This window comes from Devosia sp. GW821-FHT12F11 (assembly GCF_058806655.1).
Genome location: NZ_JBXAPX010000001.1, coordinates 49566 through 66610, shown reverse-complemented (window position 1 = coordinate 66610; position 17045 = coordinate 49566). Strand labels below are relative to the sequence as shown.

16 protein-coding genes and 1 riboswitch are annotated in these 17045 nt (G+C 65.5%); of the genes, 9 read left to right on the top strand and 7 right to left on the bottom strand.

Annotated features, from left to right (window positions below; genetic code table 11):
- The first annotated feature begins 124 nt into the window (after positions 1-124).
- The 3 genes from iolG (at position 125) to AC1ROK_RS00365 (ending at position 2556) form a co-directional block, all read left to right on the top strand.
- A complete protein-coding gene (gene iolG / locus AC1ROK_RS00375) occupies positions 125-1111 on the top strand; it encodes an inositol 2-dehydrogenase (protein WP_492842725.1) in 987 nt (328 codons plus the stop codon).
- A gap of 169 nt (positions 1112-1280) precedes the next feature.
- On the top strand, positions 1281-1637 hold the full coding sequence (locus AC1ROK_RS00370) for a hypothetical protein (RefSeq protein ID WP_492842723.1): 357 nt from the start codon (positions 1281-1283) through the stop codon (positions 1635-1637).
- Positions 1638-1725: 88 nt separating this feature from the next.
- Positions 1726-2556: an SDR family oxidoreductase gene (locus AC1ROK_RS00365; protein WP_492842721.1), complete on the top strand. Its 831-nt coding sequence runs from the start codon at positions 1726-1728 to the stop codon at positions 2554-2556.
- Between the two features lie 220 nt (positions 2557-2776).
- On the opposite strand, the gene AC1ROK_RS00360 is transcribed toward AC1ROK_RS00365, so the two are convergent.
- Complete coding sequence (locus AC1ROK_RS00360) at positions 2777-3622, bottom strand: MurR/RpiR family transcriptional regulator (protein WP_492842719.1); 846 nt, start codon at positions 3620-3622, stop codon at positions 2777-2779.
- 225 nt (positions 3623-3847) lie between these two features.
- Between AC1ROK_RS00360 and AC1ROK_RS00355 the strand changes: the two genes are divergently transcribed.
- From AC1ROK_RS00355 to AC1ROK_RS00340, 4 genes are all read left to right on the top strand, one after another.
- On the top strand, positions 3848-4624 hold the full coding sequence (locus tag AC1ROK_RS00355; protein WP_492842717.1) for an ATP-binding cassette domain-containing protein: 777 nt from the start codon (positions 3848-3850) through the stop codon (positions 4622-4624).
- A 154-nt stretch (positions 4625-4778) separates the two neighbouring features.
- Complete coding sequence (locus AC1ROK_RS00350) at positions 4779-5792, top strand: ABC transporter permease (RefSeq protein ID WP_492842715.1); 1014 nt, start codon at positions 4779-4781, stop codon at positions 5790-5792.
- Positions 5793-5873: 81 nt separating this feature from the next.
- Complete coding sequence (locus tag AC1ROK_RS00345; RefSeq protein WP_055875398.1) at positions 5874-6782, top strand: sugar ABC transporter substrate-binding protein; 909 nt, start codon at positions 5874-5876, stop codon at positions 6780-6782.
- Between the two features lie 153 nt (positions 6783-6935).
- Entirely contained in the window at positions 6936-8051 is a 1116-nt protein-coding gene (locus AC1ROK_RS00340; RefSeq protein WP_492842713.1) for a Gfo/Idh/MocA family protein, read from the top strand.
- 99 nt (positions 8052-8150) lie between these two features.
- On the opposite strand, the gene AC1ROK_RS00335 is transcribed toward AC1ROK_RS00340, so the two are convergent.
- The 5 genes from AC1ROK_RS00335 to AC1ROK_RS00315 all read right to left on the bottom strand — a co-directional run bounded on the left by AC1ROK_RS00335 (position 8151) and on the right by AC1ROK_RS00315 (position 13884).
- Positions 8151-9134 carry a DMT family transporter gene (locus AC1ROK_RS00335; protein WP_492842711.1) on the bottom strand — a complete coding sequence of 328 codons (984 nt, stop codon included), beginning with the start codon at positions 9132-9134 and terminating at the stop codon, positions 8151-8153.
- 111 nt (positions 9135-9245) lie between these two features.
- Positions 9246-9397: riboswitch (FMN riboswitch) on the bottom strand.
- Between the two features lie 252 nt (positions 9398-9649).
- Positions 9650-10459, bottom strand: coding sequence for an ABC transporter permease subunit (locus AC1ROK_RS00330; RefSeq protein ID WP_492842709.1), 810 nt, complete (start codon positions 10457-10459; stop codon positions 9650-9652).
- Positions 10460-11416 carry an ABC transporter permease subunit gene (locus tag AC1ROK_RS00325; RefSeq protein ID WP_492842707.1) on the bottom strand — a complete coding sequence of 319 codons (957 nt, stop codon included), beginning with the start codon at positions 11414-11416 and terminating at the stop codon, positions 10460-10462.
- Between the two features lie 151 nt (positions 11417-11567).
- Complete coding sequence (locus tag AC1ROK_RS00320) at positions 11568-12716, bottom strand: ABC transporter ATP-binding protein (protein WP_492842705.1); 1149 nt, start codon at positions 12714-12716, stop codon at positions 11568-11570.
- Between the two features lie 64 nt (positions 12717-12780).
- Positions 12781-13884, bottom strand: coding sequence for a polyamine ABC transporter substrate-binding protein (locus AC1ROK_RS00315; protein WP_492842703.1), 1104 nt, complete (start codon positions 13882-13884; stop codon positions 12781-12783).
- Positions 13885-14389: 505 nt separating this feature from the next.
- Here AC1ROK_RS00315 and AC1ROK_RS00310 point away from each other — a divergent pair.
- Both AC1ROK_RS00310 and AC1ROK_RS00305 read left to right on the top strand, forming a co-directional pair.
- On the top strand, positions 14390-15313 hold the full coding sequence (locus tag AC1ROK_RS00310; protein WP_492842701.1) for a pseudouridine-5'-phosphate glycosidase: 924 nt from the start codon (positions 14390-14392) through the stop codon (positions 15311-15313).
- Positions 15310-16203 carry a carbohydrate kinase family protein gene (locus tag AC1ROK_RS00305; protein ID WP_492842699.1) on the top strand — a complete coding sequence of 298 codons (894 nt, stop codon included), beginning with the start codon at positions 15310-15312 and terminating at the stop codon, positions 16201-16203. The genes AC1ROK_RS00310 and AC1ROK_RS00305 overlap by 4 nt, the downstream gene beginning before the upstream one ends.
- Positions 16204-16433: 230 nt before the next feature.
- On the opposite strand, the gene AC1ROK_RS00300 is transcribed toward AC1ROK_RS00305, so the two are convergent.
- Positions 16434-17042, bottom strand: a complete 609-nt coding sequence (locus AC1ROK_RS00300; protein ID WP_492842697.1) for a hypothetical protein — start codon at positions 17040-17042, stop codon at positions 16434-16436.
- Positions 17043-17045: the final 3 nt, after the last annotated feature.

Genomic DNA, 17045 nt, shown 5'->3' with positions numbered 1-17045 from the left:
CGGCCGTTGTATCCCTCGCGCGAATGAAACGTCAATTCCGAAGTGACTGTTTTCGGAATGAACGTTCTATGCTTCGATCATCATGAATCAGCGCTCGAAGAGCGTGCAGCAAGGAGGCAATCCCGTGGTCAGGTTTGGCATTCTGGGGGCGGGGCGCATCGGCAAGGTGCATGCGGGGACGATCGCCAACTCCAGCCGGGCAAGCGTCGCTTATGTGGCGGACGCGATTCCCGATGCCGCGGCAGCGCTGGCCGCGACCGTCGGGGCGCAGGTTGCCTCGATCGACCAGATTCTTGCATCCGACGTCGAGGCCATCCTCATCGCCACGCCCACCGACACGCATGCCGACCTGATCGAGCAGGCGGCGCGGGCCGGCAAGGCCATCCTCTGCGAGAAGCCGGTGTCGCTGTCGGTGGAGCGCATCGAAGCCTGCCTGCCGGTGGTGAAACAGGCCGGCGTGCCGCTGATGATCGGCTTTAACCGCCGCTTCGATCCGAACTTTGCCGCCGTGCAGCAGCGGATCAAGGGCGGCGAGATCGGTGACGTCGAGATCGTCACCATCATCTCGCGCGATCCGGCGCCGCCGCCGGTGAGCTACATCGAGCGCTCCGGCGGGCTCTACCGCGACATGATGATCCACGATTTCGACATGGCGCGTTTCCTCGTCGGCGAGGATTTCGTCTCGGTGCATGCGCTGGGCAGCGCCCTGGTCGACAAGGCGATCGGCGTCGCCGGCGACGTCGACACCGCGGCGGTGCAGATGCAGACCGCCTCGGGCAAGATCGCGGTGATCACCAACTCGCGTCGCGCCACTTACGGCTACGACCAGCGCGTCGAAGTGCACGGATCGAAAGGCATGCTGCGCGCCGGCAATGTCCACATGACGACGCTCGAGCGCGCCGACGGCGCCGGCTTCACCCAGGACGTGATCCAGAACTTCTTCATCGACCGCTATGTCGCCGCCTACGCGGCCGAGGTGAACAGCTTCATCGATGCGATGGCCAAGGGCACGACGCCGACGCCGTCGGGACATGACGGGCTCATGGCACAAAAACTCGCAGAGGCTGCGACGAAGAGTTCTGAGACGGGCCAAGCGGTTAGGGTCGGCTAGCGCTCAAGCCCGGCTGTTTGTGGCCGGAAGACTGGCCAAAAGGCCGAAGAATTGGCACATTCGCGGACGATAGCGGGTCCGTGGGCGCTTCCAGACAGCCAGACGAGCATGCCCGATGGGGGAACATCGGGCATGCCGTTCGTGGGCTGCGCAAGGGGAGCATAGAATTATGCCGAGTATCCGCGCACGTCTCAGTGCGCCACGTGCCATGGCTGCGTACCTGGTGACGCTCGTGCTCGTTGCGGGCTGCAATGCCGGGGGCGTTGTCACGGTGCGCGAAATGATCGGCGATGCCAGCTATTGGCCGCCCGCCTGCAACGCCAATCCGTGTGTGCTCACCGGCAATGGTGGCATCACGGATGTGTGGGAGCGCTATGTCGACACGAACCTGGCGCGTGGCCGCCAGTTCGTGGTCAAAGGGCTCTGCGCCAGCGCCTGCGAGATCGCGGCGCGCCGGGCGCACGCCAAGCTGCTTCCCGGCGCCAAGCTGATCGTCCACGAGCCGCGGCCGGCGGTGATCCTGTAGGGCCTGCTCGCCAGCATGAGGGGGCTTGGCTTACGCCCCCCGAATCCCTAGTGTCCGGGCGCTTTCCTTACAGAATTTGAGTCCCGACATGACCGAGAATGCCTCCGCCCCATTTGCCGGCAAGATTGCCGTTGTCACGGGGGCCGCGCAGGGAATCGGCGAGGCGACGGCGCGGCTGCTGGCCCAGCGCGGCGCGGCGGGCCTGGTGCTCACTGACCGGCAGGCCGACAAGGGCGAGGCAGTCGCCAGATCGCTGAACGACGCGGGTACCAGGGCGATCTTCGTTGCGGCCGATTTGGCTGATCCGGCAGCGGTGGCCAAAATCGTTCCTGCCGCTGACAAGGCGTTCGGGCGGGTGGATATCCTCGCCAACATCGCGGGCCTCACCGATCGCGGCACCATTCTCGATACTGATATCGCGCTCTACGACCGGATGTTCGCCATCAATGTGCGGGCGCCGTTCTTCCTGATGCAGGACGCCATCAAGGTGATGCAGCGCGAGCGGATCGAGGGGACGATCGTCAACATCCTGTCGGTCAACGCCTATATCGGCTCGCCCAATCTCGCCGCTTACAGCGCCAGCAAGGGCGCGCTGATGACGCTGACCAAGAATACCGCCAACGCCGTCAACCTGATGCGCATCCGGGTCAACGGCATCATTCTGGGCTGGGCAGATACGCCCGGCGAGCATGTGACGCTGAAGACCTTCCACGATGCGGCGGATGACTGGCTGGTGCAGGCCGAGGCGTCGCGGCCGTTCGGCAAGCTGATCAAGCCCGAAGACGTGGCGCGGCTCATCGCCTTCCTCGGCGGCGCGGAATCGGCGCCGATGACCGGCTCGTGCGTCGAGTTCGAGCAGACCGTGGTCGGCGCCGGCGGCGGCGGGCTGGCGACGGGGTATCCGGTGAAGAAGGGCTGAGGGCGGCCACCCGCGCGGTGCCCATCTCCCAGCTATGGGCTGGAAGCACGGCGCGTTTCTCAAACTCGATGTCATCCCTGCGAAAGCAGGGACCCACCTCACAGCCCGTGCCAGCCGATGGATGGGTCCCAGCTTTCGCTGGGATGACAGCCGGTGAGGAGGAGAAGTAGTGCCCTCCGTGACCCCCACATGGGGGAGAGGGGCATCGAGTTCCGCTGCCCTACTTCTCGCCGCGCCGGCTTGCCACCGCGACCGTCAACGTCATGGCCAGCGCCATGGTTGCCGCCATTGACCTGAAGCCCTCGAAATCCGCTTCGACGATCTCTAGCCATGCGTCGGCGATCGGGGCGATCGGCGAGAAGATCGAATCGGTGATCGACACCACCTTGGCGTGGCGCGCCTTCGCCGCATGGGCGAGGTTCACCGTCTCGCTGGCATAGGGGGTGAAGCTGATGGCGAGCACCGCGTCGCGCGGCGAGATGAAGCCGATCTGCTCGGCGCCCAGTCCGGCAATGCCATCGACCAGCAGGTTGCGGATCCCGAGCTTGCCCATGGCATAGGCCATGTAGCTGGTGATGGGGAACGAGCGGCGGAGGCCGACGAGGTAGATCGTCTCCGCCTTGGCGAGGATCTCGACAGCGGTGTCGAGGGTCTCGGGGTCGAGCTTGAGCCTGAGGTCGGCAACCGAGCGCTCGGCCGCATCGGCAAAGCCCTGCAGCAGCAGGCCGCTCTTGCTCGAGCCGCCATGCTCGCGCAGCTGCTTCAGCCGTTCCTCATAGCTCGGCACGCGATCGCGCAGGCGCGCCCGGAACACTTCCTGCAGGTCGGAAAAGCCCTGGTAGCCGAGCGCCTGGCTGAAGCGCACCAGGGTCGAGGGCTGGACCCCCGAGCGTTGCGCGACGCTGGCCGCGGTGCCGAAGGCGATATCGTCGGGGTTGTCGAGCGCGAAGCTCGCCACCTGGGTCAGCCGGCGCGGCAGGGTGGGGGCGCGGGCGGCGATCAGCGCGCGCAACGCGGGAAAGTCCCGCGGCACGGCATCGTCCAGCTTGATATCCCCATCGTCCATTCCGGCCTCATAGCGGCTGCGGCGGCAAAGTCCAACAGAACCACGGCCAAAGTCCATGACCTTGTGGCGGCGCCATCGGGGTTATCCACGTTCCGAATTTGGAACACGCCGTGCTTGACGATCCACCCTAGAATGGAATAAACATTCTATCAACAGGGAATGCAGCACGATACGTTCCATTCAATGAGAACGGGCTGCAGCTTGGGTCGGGGAGGACCGAAGCACATGGCGGCCATGCTGCTCGAAGCCAAGGGCATATCGAAGTATTTCGGCGCCATCACGGCGCTGCGCGACGTGAATTTTCACGTGGCGCCCGGCGAGGTGCTGGGCGTGGTCGGCGACAATGGCGCCGGCAAATCGACGCTGATGAAGATCCTCTCGGGCCTGTTCACCCCGTCAGAGGGTGAACTGGTGTTCAACGGCGCGCCGGTGAAGTTTGGAAGCCCAAAGGACGCGCAGAAGCTCGGCATCGAGATGGTCTACCAGGACTTCGCGCTCGCCGGGAACATGCCGATCTACGAGAACATCTATCTCGGCCGGGAGCCCGGCACGAAGTTCGGCCCGCTCACCGTGGTCGACCACAAGCGGGCGCGGCAGATGGCGAGCGATCACCTCGACCGGCTGCACATCCACGTCAAATCGGTGGAGCAGAACACCGAGGATCTCTCGGGCGGGCAGCGGCAGGCCGTCGCCATCGCCCGCGCCACGGCGTTCGATGCGAAGCTGGTGATCATGGACGAGCCGACCGCGGCGCTCGCCATCAAGGAAGTGGGCAAGGTGCTCGACCTGGTGCGCTCGCTGAAGGAACACGGGGTGGCGGTGATCATCATCTCGCACCGCATGGACGACATCTTCTACTGCTGCGACCGGGTGATGGCGCTTTACCAGGGCACCAATTTCGCCGAGTCGGAACTCACGCAGACCTCGCGCAACGAGGTCATCGGCTGGATCATGGGCACCAAGGGTCACACCGCGACCCTCGCTCATGACAATATGCATTGAGGGGGATCATGCTTCACACTTCCCCCATCCACGGTGTCATTCCCGCGAAAGCGGGAACCTCCGTTTGCGATCTTGCCGCGGGCACCAGAACAGAGGTCCCCGCTTTCGCGGGGATGACCCAGTGGACAGCTGGCCGTTCAGTGGGAGCGGCGTCATGAGCGATACCCCCGCCACCAAATCCGGGTTCTCGCTGCGCGGCCCGGGCATGTCGAAATTCCTCGAGGTCTACGGCATCGTGCTGGTCGTCGTGGTGATGATGGTGGTGCTCGCCGCCATCAAGCCGGACGTGTTCCTGTCGGCGCAGAACCTCACCAATATTTTGAAGCAGAACGCCTCCTTGGCGCTCCTGGCGCTCGGCATGTATGTGGTGATCGTCACCGCCGGCATCGATCTGAGCGTCGGCTCGATCATGGGGCTGTCCATGGTCTGCCTGGCGGTCGCCTCGAAGGCCGGGGTGCCGTGGCCGGTCGTGCTCCTGATCGGGCCGGCCATCGGGCTGCTGGTCGGCTGGGTGAATGGCGTCGGCCTGACGGTGCTGAAGCTGCCGCATCCGTTCATCATGACGCTGGGCACGCTGAACGTGGCGCGCGGCCTCACCTACCTGATCTCCAACGGCGCGCCGATTTCGGGCCTGCAGCCGGAAGTGCGCTATATCGGGCAGGCCTATTTCGGGCTCGGCCTGCCGCCACCGGCGGGCATTCCGGCCAGCTTGCTCCTCGTGGCGGTGTGCGCCATTGGGCTGTGGTTCTTCCTCGAGAAGACCAATATGGGCCGGCACATCTTCGCCATCGGCGGCAATCCGCATGCGGCGCGGGTCTCGGGCATCAATGTCGATCGCACCCTGGTGGTGGTCTACATGATCTCGGGCTTCATGGCCGGGCTCTCGGGCCTGCTGCTCGCCGGGCGCACCGATAGCGGCTTCCCCAATGCCGGCATCGGCATCGAGCTCGACGCGATCGCGGCAGTGATCATCGGCGGCGCCTCGTTCTTCGGCGGGCGCGGCACGGTGCTCGGGGTGCTGGCGGGCGTCCTGATCATGGGGATCCTGCGCAATGGGCTCAACATCAACAATGTCTCGGCGTTCTGGCAGCAGATCCTGATCGGCCTCGTCATCATCATCGCCGTCTATATCGACGTGCTGCGCCGCCGCGCTGCGGTGCGCCGCTAGGAGGAACTTGGCGCCGGCCGTGTCTCCCGGCCGGCGTCCAGAGGGAACGGAGACATCAATGGTTCAGGGAGGACCAAACCCATGAAAAAACTGCTGCTTACGGGCGTTGCGCTGAGTGCGCTGCTCGCCATGGCCGGTTCGGCCAATGCCGCCTACGTCTTGGGCATGAAGGGCCCGGGCGCCGGCAATCCGTTCTGGGCGGCGGTGGAAGCCGGCGCCAAGGCCAAGGCGGCCGAGCTTGGCGTCGAAGTGATCGTCGTGGCGCCGCCGGCCGAATCCGACGTGCAGGCGCAGATCACCCAGATCGAGGATCTGATCGCGCAGAAGGTCGATGGCATCGCGCTGGCCCCGACCGATCCGAACGCGCTCGCCCCGGTGGTGGACGCGGCCAAGGCGGCGGGCATCCCGGTGGTGTTCGTCGATACCCGCGGCACCAATGAGGGCGTCACCTTCATCGGCACCAACAACGAAGTGGGCGCTGCGCTCGCTGCCGACTTCATGTGCAAGAACCTGCCGGCAGGCTCGGACGTGGCGATCCTCCAGGGGCTGGTCAGCCAGTCGACCGGCCAGGCGCGCGCCGAGGGCTCGAAGAAGGGCCTCGAAGCTTGCGGTCTCAAGGTCGTGGCGGAGCAGACTGCCGAATGGGATCGCGCCAAGGGCCTGTCGGTGACCGAGAACATCCTCGCCGGCAACCCCAACATCAAGGGCATTTTCGGCTCGAACGACAACATGGCGCTGGGCGCCGTGGAAGCCCTGAAGGCGGCGGCCAAGCTCGCCGATGTGATGGTGGTCGGCTTCGACGCCAACCCGGACGCCGCCGCTTCGATCCTCGCCGGCGAGATGACCGCCTCGGTGGCCCAGGCCCCCGGCAACATGGGCGGCTTCGGCATCCAGGCGCTGGTCGACCTCAAGGCCGGCAAGACGCTCGAGCCGTGGATCGATACCGGCACGGTGCTGGTCACCAAGGACAACGCCGCGGACTACAAGTAAGCTCTCCTCCAGAGCGCCTGGCGCCCGGGGTCCGCAAGGGCTTCGGGCGTTTTCTTGGGAAGAGACGCGTAGCGAATGGCGAATAGCGAGTAGTGCTGCGACATCCACTGGTGGCTACTCGCTATTCGCTACTCACCATCCAAAGGATGAAAGATGACCAGCATCGGCGTCGGCCTGATCGGCACGGGCTATATGGGCAAGTGCCACGCGCTGGCCTGGAACGGGGTGAAGCCGGTGTTCGGGGATGGGCCGAAGCCCAGGCTGGTGCACCTGGCGGAAGTGTCGCCGGAGCTGGCGGCGCGACGGGCCGAGGAGTTCGGGTTCGAGAAATCCACTTCGGACTGGCGTGCGCTGATCGCCGACCCCGAGGTCGAAGTGGTGTCGGTGACCACGCCGAACGCTTTCCACGCCGAGATGGCGATCGCGGCGCTCGAGGCCGGCAAGCACGTCTGGTGCGAGAAGCCGATGGCGGTAGGGTTTGCCGAGGCGCAACGGATGGTCGCGGCGGCGCGCGCCTCCGGCAAGGTCACGGCGCTCGGCTACAACTACATCCAGAACCCGGTGATCCGGCACATCAGGAAGCTGCTCGAGGCGGGCGCTATCGGGGTGGTGAACCACGTCCGCTTCGAGATGGACGAGGATTTCATGGCTGACCCCGAGGCGCTGTTCTACTGGAAGAGCGAGTCGTCGTCCGGCTATGGCGCGCTCGACGATTTCGGCGTCCACCCGCTGAGCCTGATGCAGTTCCTGTTCGGCGGCGTGACGCGGGTGATGGCACAGCTTTCCATGCCCTATGCCGATCGGCCGAGCCGGGATGGCGGGCGGCGCAAGGTCGAAACCTGGGACATCGCCTCGGTACTGATCGAGCTCAGGAACGGTGCGTCCGGGGTGATGGCGCTCGACCGCTCGGCCTGGGGGCGGAAGGGGCGGATCGCGGTACAGATTTTCGGCAGCAAAGGCACCATCGTCTACGACCAGGAGCGGATGAACGAGTTCCAGCTGTTCGAGGCCCGCGACCATGCGGCGGAGCAGGGCTTTCGCACCATCCTCACCGCGCCGGTGCACGCGCCCTACGACCGGTTCATTCCGGCGCCGGGGCACGGGCTGGGGTTCAACGAGCTCAAGATCATCGAGTGCCATGAGCTGCTGAAGGCGATCGGCGGCGACGCTGCTGCGCAGATCGTCGGCTTCGAGCAGGGGCTAGAGATCGAGCGGGCGGTGCATGCGATGGCACAGTCGCACCGGGAGGGGCGGTGGGTGGCGGTATAGCGCGCCACGTTGTGGGGCGGCCCCAAGCTCAGTGCTTGGTCAATAAGTCCCGAGGCCGCAGTCACGGCGGCCCCGGGAGCCTGAGGGCGTGCAGCGGCCTCAGGCGGTGGCGAGGGTCGGGGTGCGGTTGCGGCTTTCGACCCAGTAGATGAACACCGATGCGGCGACGATCAGCGCGGCGCCGGGCCAGAACCAGACCGACGGCACCTGGCCGAGGGCGACCCAGCCGACCAGGGCACTGAGCGGCACCTTGAGGTCGGCGAAAGGCTGCAGGTAAGTGGCGTCGGCGGCGCGGTAGGCGAAGGCCATCAGATACTGCGCGAGGCCGGTGAGCACGCCGAGCAGGAGCAGCAGCCAGAGGCCGTCGCCGGTGGGGAGCGCGAACGGGAAGCCGGTGGCGAGGCCGGCGGGGAGCACCGTGGGGGCCAGCCAGCTGAGCGCGTTGACGGCGAGCAGGATCAGCAGGTGGTTCGGGGTGACCAGCACCAGCAGCGAGATGGTCAGCGTCTCCGGGCTCTCGCCCTTCAGCGTCAGGTACTTGGTCAACACGTCCGTGGTGGCCCAGAGCGCTGCCGCAGCAATCGGGATCAGGGTGTGCCAGCCGAGACTTTCGCTACCGATGCCGGAGACGATGATGGCGCCGGTGAAGCCGACAAGTGCCGCGACGAGACGGGCAGCGGAGGCACGCTCACCGAGAAAGACGGTGGAGCCGAGGATGATGAACAGCGGACCGGCGGCCAACAGGGTCACCATCTGCCAGATCGGCACGCCCGAGGCGAAGCCATAGACGAAGACATGCGCGCCGAGCGCCGAGACGAAAGCGCGGATTTCGTGCGCCAGCGGGTGGCTGGTGCGAAGCTTGTCGATGCCGATGCGGAAGATCAGAGGCAGGCTGAGAATGCCGGCGATCAGGTATTGCCAGAACACCATGCCGGTCGAGGCCATGCCGAACCCGCCATATTCGACCGGGGTGGGCAAGACGGATTGCAGCACGTTGGAGCCGGCGAAAGCGAAGGCGGCAATCAGCATGAAAGTGGCGCCGCTCGCGGCGGCGGAGTTGGTAGTCGAGGAAACCTGGCTCATCAAACGATCCTTTCCGTAGCCTGTTTCCTCAGGGTTACGGGGAATCGCGATGGGGAATGGCGACGCGGAAACCCTCAAAATGAGAGCCCGCGCCGGCAGAGCCAGCGTAAATCCCGTTCTCTTTCATCCGGACTATACCGTCGGCTCCGGAGTTACACCGGATCTGCTGACCCCCGTGGTGTGAACCACAAGGCGCTCGCGGGCTTTGGGTTTTCGACCCATCTACCGCCGGTGGGGAGTTGCACCCCGCCCTGAGAACTTGCCGGCCGATCGCTCGGCTGACAGAGGCTCACATAGACCTCACGGGGCGCGGGCGCAAGCAGGCACAAAGACGAAACCGGGGGTGACGACTCCTCGATCAACATCCCCAATCACGATGTCATCCCGGCGCAGGCCGGGATCCATCCTGAGAGGGTTCGGCTCTTGCGCTGAACTGCGCCACCTCGGGATGGGCCCCGGCCTTCGCCGGGGTGACACCGTGGCGGGGCGGAGGCCAACGAACAGCAAACGCCCGATCAGGCCCGCTTCACCTTGCTGCTGCCGCGCAGCCCGATGATCGTCGCGGCAACGACGCCCAGCGCCACGACGCCGATGATGATGGTGGCCAGCGCGTTGACGTCGGGGGAGACGCCGAGCTTGATCTTACTAAAGATCACCATCGGCAGGGTCGAGGAGCCGGGGCCGGAAACGAAACTTGCGATCACCAGGTCGTCGAGCGACAGGGTGAAGCCGAGCAGCCAGCCGGAGACCAGGGCCGGCGCGATGATCGGCAAGGTGATGTCGAAGAACACCCGGAACGGCGTCGCGCCGAGATCCATCGCCGCCTCCTCGAGGCTGAGATCGAGGTCGGACAGGCGGGACTGCACCACCACGGTGATGTAGGCCATGCAGAACGTAGTGTGGGCGATGATGATGGTGACGATGCCGCGGCCGGCCGGCCAGCCGAGCGTCGATTCCATGCCGACGAACAAGAGCAGCAGCGCGAGGCCGGTGATCACGTCCGGCATCACCAGCGGGGCGGAGACGGCGCCGGCGAGCACGGTGCGGCCGCGGAAACGCTTGAAGCGCACCAAAGCCACGGCGCAGAGCGTGCCGAGCACCAGGGCGAAGCTCGCCGAAAAGAACGCGATCCTGAGGCTCAGCCAGGCGGCGCCTAGCATCTGCTGGTCGGCGAACAGTTCGCCATACCATTTGGTGGAAAAGCCCGACCACACGGTGACCAGCTTGCTCTCGTTGAACGAGAACACCACCAGCGAGATGATCGGCAGGTAGAGGAAGGCAAAGCCGAGGGTTGCCGCGATGGGAAGGAACCAGCCGCGCCGCATCTACTTGCCCTTCTCGACCACGGCATCCTGCGCTTTCTGCAGCAGCAGGATGGGAATGACGACGACCACCAGCATGGCGACGGCGACCGAGGCGGCGCGCGGCCAGTTGGTAGCGCCGAAGAACTCGTCCCACAGGACGCGGCCGATCATCAGCGTTTCCGGGCCGCCGAGCAGCGAGGGAATGACGAACTCGCCGATCGCCGGGATGAACACCAGCATCGAGCCCGCGATGATGCCGGGCAGCGACAGCGGCAGGGTGATCGACAGGAAGGTCTGCCACGGGCGCGAGCCGAGATCCGCCGAGGCCTCGAGCAGCGAGGTGTCGAGCTTCACCAGCGTGGTGTAGAGCGGCAGGATCATGAACGGCAGGTAGGTGTAGACGATGCCGACATAGACGGCGAAATCGGTCTGCATCATCACCAGCGGCTCGATGCCGAACACCGCCAGCACCTGGTTGATCACCCCATTGCCGCGCATGAAACCCGAGAGCGCGTAGACGCGCAGCAGGAACGAGGTCCAGAACGGCAGGATCACCAGCATCAGCAGGATGTTGCGCCATTTGTCCGGGGCGCGGGCGATGGCATAGGCCATCGGGTAGCCGATGAAGAGGGTGATCACCGTGGAGATCAGCGCAATGCGGATCGAGCTCAGATAGGCCGCGACATAGAGCGGATCGGTGAAGAGCTTCAGATAATTGGAAAGGTGCAGCGTCAGCTGCACGGTGCCGCCCTCGGTGGTGAGCAGCGGCGAGTAGGGCGGGCGGCCGAACTGCTTGGTGGCGAGCGAGATGCCGAACACCACGAAGAGCGGGACGAGGAAGAAGACGGTCAGCCAGATTGCCGGCGCGGCGATCACCAGCGTACGGCCGGAAATGCCGACGTCACGCAGGCGACGCTCCAGCCCGCTCCAGGGCCGGAGGCGACGCGGCGGCGGCAACTGGTTGCCCGTGAGGGTCATGGGTGAAGGTCCCTTTCGCAGTTGCGCAATGCGCACCGCGTCATCCCCGCGGAAGCGGGAACCTTCGTTTGGCCGCGACCACCGCGAACAGAGGTTCCCGCTTTCGCGGGAGTGACTCCGTGGGGGTGGCAAAGCTGGAACACTGCCCCGCTCATACCGTCAGCACCGAGCCGGAGCTGTCGCCCCAGGTGACGTAAACCTGCTCTTCCCAGGTGATGGCGTCAGGGTTGCCGCGCGCCGTGTTGGTCTGGCTGACGCGGATGCGTTTGCCGCTGTCGAGCAGCACCTGGTAGACGCTCATATCGCCCAGGTAGCCGATCTCCTCGACCACGCCCTTGGTGACGTTGGCGTCGTGCAGCGCCTCGGGCTTCTCGCGGCTCAACACCATCTTCTCGGGGCGGATGGCCCACCACAGGATCTGGTCGGGCGCGCAGTCGACACCATGGCCGACATAGATGTCGCAACCGAGTTCGGGCGAGCGGATGCGGACATGATCCGGCTCGTCCTCGGTGACGATGCCCTCGACCATGTTGGCCGAACCGATGAAGCTCGCCACGAAGCGCGAGTTGGGAAACTCGTAGATGTCGTGCGGTTCGCCGATCATGGCGATCTCGCCCTGGTTCATCACCCCGATGCGGGTGGCCAGCGTCATCGCCTCTTCCTGGTCGTGGGTGACGACGATGAAGGTGACGCCGAGCGATTCCTGGATCTTGACCAGCTCGAACTGGGTTTCCTCGCGCAGCTTCTTGTCGAGCGCGCCGAGCGGCTCGTCGAGCAGGAGCAGTTTTGGCCGCTTGGCCAGCGAACGGGCGAGGGCGACGCGCTGGCGCTGGCCGCCCGACAGCTGGTTGGGCTTGCGCTTGCCGTAATCCTGGAGTTTCACGAGGCTCAAGAGCTCGGCGACGCGATCGGCGATCTCGGCGCGCGGCATGTTATCGCGCTTCAGGCCATAGGCGATGTTCTGCTCGACATTCATATGCGGGAACAACGCATAGGACTGGAACATCATGTTGACCGGCCGATGGTAGGGCGGCACCGCGGTCATGTCCTGGCCGTCGATTTCGATGGTGCCCGAAGTCGGCTGCTCGAAGCCGGCGAGCATGCGCAGCAGCGTCGACTTGCCCGAACCCGAGCCGCCGAGCAGGCAGAACAGCTCGGACTTGTAGATATCGAGCGAGACTTCGTGCACCGCCGAGACGTCGCCGAATTTTTTCGAGACGTTGCGAATACGCACAAACGGCTTGGCCGACGGATCGCGCCACGGGCGCGTGTCGATGGCGAGCTGCGGCTTCTTGGCCATACGGCACCTGGGAAAGACTGAAGGGGGCGGGCTGGAAGCACTCCAGCGCCGCCCCCGAAGGAGATTACAGACCGGTTTTGATGCGGGTCCAGGTCCGGGTCAAGACCTCTTCGAACTCAGGCGAGTGCGCCTTCATCACGAAGGCCTTGGCGATGGTCTCGGCCGGCGGATAGATGCCCGGGTTCGACTTCACTTCCTCGTTCACGAACTCCAGCGCCGGAAGGTTCGGGTTGGCGTAGAACACGTAGTTGGTGATCGCCGCCACGACCTTGGGCTCGAGGATGTAGTTGATGAACTTCAGGGCATTGTCCGGGTGCGGTGCGTCGACCGGGATGGCGAGGAAGTCGAACAGCGTCGCGGCGCCTTCCTTGGGGATCAGGTATTTGACCTCGTTGCCCTGGGCTGCCTGCGCCGCGGCGTCCGACGCGATGAAGATGTCACCCGAATAGCCGAGCGCCAGGCAGATTTCGCCGTTGCCGAGATCGTCGATGTACTGGCTCGAGTGGAAGTAGCGGATCGACGGCTTGATGCTGGTGAGCAGCGCTTCGGCCTTGGCCAGGTCTTCCTCGCTCTCGGAGTTCGGATCGAGGCCGAGATAGTGCAGCGCAATGCCGGTGACTTCCGACGGGCTGTCGAGCACGGCGACGCCGCAATCCTTGAGTTTGGCAACCACCTCGGGCTTGAACAGCAGGTCCCAGCTATCGAGCGGCGCGGCGTCACCGAGCGCGGCCTGCACCTTGGCGACGTTGTAGCCGAGCCCGATGGTGTTGATCATGTAGGGCACGCCGTGGGCGTTGTCCGGATCCTGCGAGGCAGCCGTCGCCATCACGGCGGGGTCGAGGTTGCCGAGATTGGTCAGCTTCGACTTGTCGAGCGGCAGGATCAGGCCGGCCTTGATCTGGCGCTCGAGGAAGTTGCCCGAGGGAACGACGATGTCGTAGCCGGAATTGCCGGCGAGCAGCTTGGCGTCGACGATCTCGTTATTGTCGTAGACGTCGTAGTTCACCTTGATGCCTGTTTCGGCCTCGAAATTGGCAATGGTGTCTTCGGCGATGTAGTCGGACCAGTTGTAGACGTTGACAACATTGTCCTGTGCCAGGGCCGGCGTTGCGATGAGCAGCGCTCCCAGGGCCACTGAAATTTTGGCGACGAGCATCGGTTTGTGCATGGTGGTCTCTCCTTGATCGGTACCGCGGGTGGCCAGCGGTCATTGCCTCATGTCCGGACGCGTGCGGGCGCCGGTTGACGGATCGTGGGCGCAAGGCCCGGCGAATAGCGATGTATTGGGTGCTGTCGGCTCAGGTGACAAAGATGTCGGGGAGCGGGTGCGCGGGAGGGTAGGCCAAGCAGCGCGGGTGTCGCGCCGGGAGAATTCGGGTTCGCAATGTGCCCGGAGCCGGGCGCCCATCGATCCGGCGGAGGCTCCGGATCAACAATGACGGTAAGCAGTGACGTGACCCCTCGCGACAAGCCTTCCGGCCGGGCTGAAACCTAGTGGGAAATCCGACGTGGAGCAAGGGTATTAGGGGCATCGGAGCCCTGCGCAGCAGGCCATAAAGTCGGGATGCGACGCGCCGCCACAGGGGCGTGGCGTGCGCCCGGGGCCGGGGAGTTGAACTCGGGCGGTTTTCGGTTCAAGGGAAGGGCAAGACCTCCAAGAAAGAGCAACCCTCGTGAGCCTCAAGAAGCACCTGTCCATCTCACCCGCGGTCAAGAAGGCGCTCGACGCCGGCCAGCCGGTGGTGGCGCTCGAATCCACCATCATCACGCATGGCATGCCGTACCCGCAGAATCTCGAGATGGCGCAGAATGTCGAGGCGGTGATCGAAAAGCACGGCGCGGTGCCGGCGACGATCGCCATCATGGATGGCAAGTTCAAGGTGGGCGTGACGGCCAAGGATCTCGAGCGGCTGGCGCAGACCGGCGGCAAGGCCGCCAAGGCGTCGCGCCGCGATGTCGCGGCGCTGCTGGCGTCGGGTGAGGTGGCGGGCACCACGGTGGCGACGACGATGATGGCGGCGGAAGCGGCCGGCATCCAGGTGTTCGCCACCGGCGGTATTGGCGGGGTGCATCGCGGCGCCGAGACCACCTTCGATATCTCGGCCGATCTCGACGAGCTCGGCCGCACCCAGGTGGCGGTGGTCTGCGCCGGCGCCAAGTCGATCCTCGATATCCCCAAGACCCTCGAAGTGCTGGAGAGCAAGGGCGTGCCGGTGCTGGGCTTCCAGACCGCGGATTTCCCGGCGTTCTGGGCCCGCCAGTCGGGCGGCAAGGTCGACCATCGGGTGGAGAGCGGCAAGGACGCGGCCAAGGTGATCGCGCTGCAGTTCGCGCTTGGCCTCGGCGGCGTGCTGGTGGCCAACCCGATCCCCGAGAGCGCGGCGCTCGACAAGGATGAGATCGAGGGCCGGATCAACGAGGCGATCAGAGGCGCCGAGAAGGAAGGGGTGAGCCGCAAGGAGCTGACGCCGTTCCTGTTGAAGCGCATCTTCGAGCTGACCGACGGCAAGAGTCTGGTCGCCAATATCGCGCTGGTCGAAAACAACGCGCGGGTGGCGTCCGAAATCGCGGTGGCGCTGGCCAAGCTCAACAAATGAGCGACAGCACCGGCCGGGTCATCGTCATCGGCGATGTGATGACCGACGTCATCGTGATCCCGGAGGGCCCGCTGGTGCGTGGCTCAGACCGGCGGGCGCAGATCACGCAGCGCCCGGGCGGCTCGGGCGCCAACCAGGCGGTGTGGCTGGGGTCGATGGGCACGCTAGTCAGCTTCGTCGCCCGCGTCGGGGCGCGCGACAAGCCGCATCTCGAGGCGTATCTGCGCGGTTTCCATGTCGATCCGGTGCTGATCGCCGATCCGGTCAAGCCATCCGGCATCCTCGTGGTCATCGTCGATGCGGGCGGGGAGCGCAGCTTTCTTACCGATCGTGGGGCGAACCTCGATCTCCAGCATTCGGACATGCCGGTGTGGCTGCTCGAAGAGACGCGCTACGTGCTGGTTTCCGGCTACTCGCTGTTCGCCGAAAAGCCGCGACATGCGGCGCGCTGGATGGCCGGCGAGGCGCAATCGCGCGGTATCCCGGTGGCCGTGGATGCGGCGTCGGTGGGGTTCGTCGAGGAGGTCGGGGCCCAAAAGTTCCTCGAGTGGACCAAGGGGTTCTCGACCCTGTTCGCCAATGCCGACGAGGCGCTGGCGCTGGCCGGCAGCGACGATCTCGAAACGCAGATGCGGGTGCTCGGCCCGAACTATGGGCGCGTGGTCGTCAAGCTCGGGGCCGGCGGCGCGGCGGTAGGCGATGCGGCCGGCGTCAAGCTGAAGCTGCCGGCGCCGGTGGTGAAGGTGGTCGATACCACCGGAGCAGGCGATGCGTTCGCCGCAGCGTTCGTTTCGGCGGAGCTGCGCGGCGTCGATCTCGAGACCTGCCTCAGGCGGGGGATCGAGGCGGGGTCGGCGGCGGTGACCAAGGTGGGCGGGCAGCCGGACTAGGGGTTGAGAGCTGGGTCCTGGCGTCTTCCTGGCGCAGGCCCATGTGCTCTACGTTATGGTCGTGCTCACCCACCGGCTGTCATCCCAGCGAAAGCTGGGACCCACCTATCCGCTTGCGCTGCGGCGAGTTGGGTCCCTGCTTTCGCAGGGATGACACCGAGTTTGGGGCGTCGTCTGGTGGGGCCGCTTCGCCGGAATGAAGGCCGGTGGGTGGGCGATCGAGAGCCCAACTACTCCACTTCCATCCCGCACCAATCCAGCGGCTCCTGCACATACTTGCCCCGCGTGCCTTCGATGTCGCCGAGTTCGGCGATCAGGTGGGAGCGGACGTCGTCCACCGTGGCGTGCGGGGCGGTGAGGCCGCAGCCGCGGGCCAGCTGGTATTGCTGGTTGTCGATCGCGGCGACTTCCTTGCCGGCTTCGGTGATGCGCTTCAATAGCCGCAGCAGGTGGCCGTCGGGGGCGAAGTAGAGCCGGCCTTCACGGGTGAGGGCGGGGCCGGTGGCGCCCTCAGCGACGTTGGGTGAGACCATCTCGGAATAGAGGAAGGCAAGGCTGCCATCGGGACGGAAGCACGAGGTGTCGGTCTGGGTGGCGATGGCGTCGATCAGCCAAGTCTGCACCAGTACCGAGGGGGCATCGTCACCGCCATCGTGGAACTCGAAATGATCGGCATAGCCGCCATCGAAGTTGCGGCGCCAACCGGTCCAGTCGTTCGGGGCGGTCTCCAGCAGCTTCGAGCAGGCGTCCCAGGCGGCGCGCACTTCGTCGATCTGCGGTTCGGCGGCTTGCACCGCGGGCGCGAGCAGCAGGCTGAGGGCGAAGAGCAGTCGGCGCATCGG